1 protein-coding gene is annotated in these 363 nt (G+C 67.5%); it reads left to right on the top strand.

Annotated elements, in window-relative coordinates; all coding sequences use genetic code 11:
* Window positions 1-34: 34 nt before the first annotated feature.
* Window positions 35-363: transposase (locus FXO23_RS52170; RefSeq protein ID WP_246258700.1), on the top strand; the 329-nt coding region annotated here is incomplete at its 3' end.

Here is a 363-nt window from a genome sequence, read left to right as displayed (position 1 = left end):
CGACCAAGAAAACCCTTGCCTTACCGGAGACCTCGTGGCCAGCGTAGCGGTGGCGGGGCGGGCTGATCTGAGCGACGCGCGGTGGGCGGTGCTGCAACCGCTGCTGCCCGTGGGTAAGAAGCCGGGCCGCCCGCCGAAATGGACCAAACGGCAGCTCATCGACGGGATCCGATGGCGGATCCGCACAGGTACGCCGTGGCGGGACGTCCCGGCTGTCTATGGTCCGTGGCAGACGGTGTACGGGTTGTTCCGCCGCTGGCAGCGTGCCGGGATCTGGCAGTGCATCTTGACCGCGTTGCAGGCCCATGCCGATGCCGACGGCGAGATCGTCTGGGATGTGAGTGTGGACTCCACGATCGCGCG

The sequence above is a fragment of the Amycolatopsis anabasis genome (assembly GCF_009765355.1).
Taxonomy (GTDB): Bacteria; Actinomycetota; Actinomycetes; order Mycobacteriales; family Pseudonocardiaceae; genus Amycolatopsis; species Amycolatopsis anabasis.
Note: the sequence above shows the minus strand (reverse complement) of the source record. Positions and strands in the feature narration are given on the sequence as shown.